We start from the raw sequence: 2906 nt of genomic DNA on the forward strand, positions 1-2906 counted from the left end.
TACAGAGATCAGAAATTGTGAAGCGGTTGGCGCTGTAACACTCAACCCAGATAAGGCACCAGAAGAAGGCGTAATAAATGCAGCTTAATATTTAAACAAAGAGTGACAACTATCTTGAAAAACACCGCGGGTAACGTTGCACCAAAACACAATATCAAGCGTATTGACCGACTGCTCGGAAATCTACATGTTGTCAAAGATAAGTTCGCTATTTATCAATGGCATGCACAGTATCTCTGCGGCTCAAATCCGATGCCAATTATTCTTGTGGATTGGTCTGATGTGCGCGAACAACTGCGAATGATGACCTTACGCGCATCAATCAGTGTTAAAGGTCGCTCCATTACTTTGTACGAACGCACTTTTCTGTTTGAAGATTACAATGCCCCACGCAGTCATAACGCTTACTTAGCTGAGCTTGCTAACGTATTGCCGCCAGGATGCTGCCCGCTCATCGTCACCGATGCAGGTTATCGCAATACTTGGTTTAGGGAAGTCGAGCGCCATGGCTGGTTTTGGCTAGGTAGAGTTCGCGGTGATGTCAGTTTTATGCTCAACGGCCAAACATCATGGCAGTCAAATAAATCCCTCTATCCTAAAGCGAATTCAACCGCGAAATACATGGGTAGCGTCAAGTTAGCGCGCAAGTCTCCGCTACAATGTTACCTGCACTTGTTTAAAGCTAAACCTAAGCTGCGTAAGGATAAACATTCTTCTAAAGCTGGGCGAAATCACACCGCACAAAAGAGTTACAGCTTAGGGAGTAAAGAGCCTTGGCTACTCGCAACAAATCTACCGCCGGACTACTTTGGCCCTTCAAAGGTCGTCGATTTATATGCTAAGCGAATGCAAATTGAAGAAACCTTCCGCGATTTAAAAAGTCCGCAATATGGCATGGGCCTTAGACAAAGCCGCAGCCGTTGTCCAAAGCGATATGATGTATTGCTGCTCATCTCTATGCTGGCTGAAATCGTGTTGTGGTGTATTGGGTTAGCGGCACAACACCTTGGATGGCAAAGATATTTTCAAGCCAATACAGTGAGAAAGCAGGCTGTGCTATCAATTGTTAGACTTGGAAAGGAAGTACGCAAAAGAGACAAATATCCGGTTAAGGAGACAATTTTTCGCTGGGCATTAATCGAATATATAAACTTAGTTCATGACGCTGGAAGACCTCAATTATGAGGGGATCCCCCAGAGGTTTTTGTTATGTGCGACTTCATTAAGCTACAGTTTATTTTCGATATATAAATCTAAAGCGACCACCGCCTTGTAGTGATCGAAAAATGAACTTTCAGTATAACAATAATCATTAAAATGCTCGTATTGTTGAGTTGAAATTTTTATGAAGTCTGAGTATTCAATTTTATTGATTAACTCAAGTGCTGTTTCATCTAGCAACACATTAAACTTGTCTAACATTTAAAATGTTTAGCTTTATCGTTTAAACAAAGGCACACAAGCTGTTCTTTATAAGTATGAGGCTGCATCTTCATACCTAGAATGTTCATTCTTACAGAACTACGTTCGACATCAATATATTTATTTAATGCGTTGAAACCGTCTTTAATCAATAGTTAATGGCTTATTATGATATTTATCATACAACAACTTATTATCAACTTGATTTGGAATAAGTAATGAGTTGCTGATATTAAATTTAAAATCATAGACTATTTATTTTAGTAATGGCCTTAGCGTTTCTCTTCTCTTTTTACGCGTATTTATCTTGGGAATAAAAGTAGAAACCATATAAACAATCCAACCCGCCAAGTAGGATAAAGAAAAGTTTACTATAATGTCAGAAATTTCTTGCCCCTGAGTGACAATTTCCCGCCAGTCAGATGCAAAAAATTGAAACCAAATAATTATTGCTATACAAAAAACCACACCATAAAAAAGGTAAAAATATTCCTTATCAATGTATCGTCTAATTCCATTCACTTCAAAAACCTTATTAATTGACAATCAAACTAGGCAACAATGGCACATAACGCCAAAATAACGGGCTTAAAATGGTTTGTTAAAATGCTTGAGGAACGAAAAACAACAAACTTTTTTAAGTCCTGTTGATTTTCTTGTTAGCCATCATTTTCACCAAGCCATTTTTCAAATGTTTCTTTAGAAGCATTGGTGAGAACTGAACTGAATACATCTTTATTACCATAGTACAAGCAGTGTCTTATCATGGTATATGGATTTAAAGTATCTTTTGAGTTTCCATTGGCTTCAAAGTCAGCTTTATAGCGTTTTACTTTTGCAATACCTTCCTTCATGTAGGTATTCAACTTAGTTCTTGTTATATCAGGTTCCAAAGAAACAATTTCATCTGTAAACCCATCAACTTTATGTGCTTCAGCATCAAAACCAGAGAAGAAGTGATTAGCTATTTTTAGAAGTCCGAATGCAGTTAATAATCCATTCCCATTAGATGATATTAAATTTTTTGGGCCTGCAACGTTAGAGTCTAATGCTTCATCTGTATCATCATCTTCGGCTTTTTGTATTTCAAGTTCAGTCTCATTTCTTATTGCAAGGAATTCCCTATCAGCCAATTCAAATAATGCAGCCAATGTATTTATTCTTCTTTTTAATTTATTTGGGATTTTTTTCTTGTATTTGATTTTATGATCCAAAACGCTCCATGAATCTTGAACGATAGTTCGTATTTGAATTTCAAAGTTAAAACCCACAAATGCTTTATATTCAGGCATCTCACTGCGATCGTCTCCTAGTTTTAAGTCTAAGTGCAACCCCTTATAACCGAATGAATCTTCAGTTTTCTCCATTAGAGAAATTTTATCTGTCACGTCAATGACTGAAAAATGCCGATCTAATACCGCCTTAATTTTTTCGATGTCATCCTCATATAAGCAAACGACTCTGAGGCCAATTAAATCTGAAAT

3 protein-coding genes are annotated in these 2906 nt (G+C 37.3%); 1 reads left to right on the forward strand and 2 read right to left on the reverse strand.

Features of this window, described 5'->3' with window-relative positions:
* Positions 1–87 precede the first annotated feature (87 nt).
* Complete coding sequence (locus K5Q99_RS21530) at positions 88–1185, forward strand: IS4 family transposase (RefSeq protein ID WP_373317135.1); 1098 nt, start codon at positions 88–90, stop codon at positions 1183–1185.
* A gap of 492 nt (positions 1186–1677) precedes the next feature.
* Here the strand turns inward: K5Q99_RS21530 and K5Q99_RS21535 are convergent, their stop codons facing one another.
* The gene (locus K5Q99_RS21535; RefSeq protein ID WP_220778088.1) at positions 1678–1944 is read right to left on the reverse strand and encodes a hypothetical protein; all 267 of its coding nucleotides are present in this window, start codon (positions 1942–1944) and stop codon (positions 1678–1680) included.
* 137 nt (positions 1945–2081) lie between these two features.
* A partial coding sequence (locus K5Q99_RS21540) for a GTP pyrophosphokinase (RefSeq protein WP_220778089.1) occupies positions 2082–2906 on the reverse strand: 825 nt, incomplete at its 5' end.

This window comes from Shewanella hafniensis (genome assembly GCF_019655335.1).
Lineage (GTDB): Bacteria > Pseudomonadota > Gammaproteobacteria > Enterobacterales > Shewanellaceae > Shewanella > Shewanella hafniensis.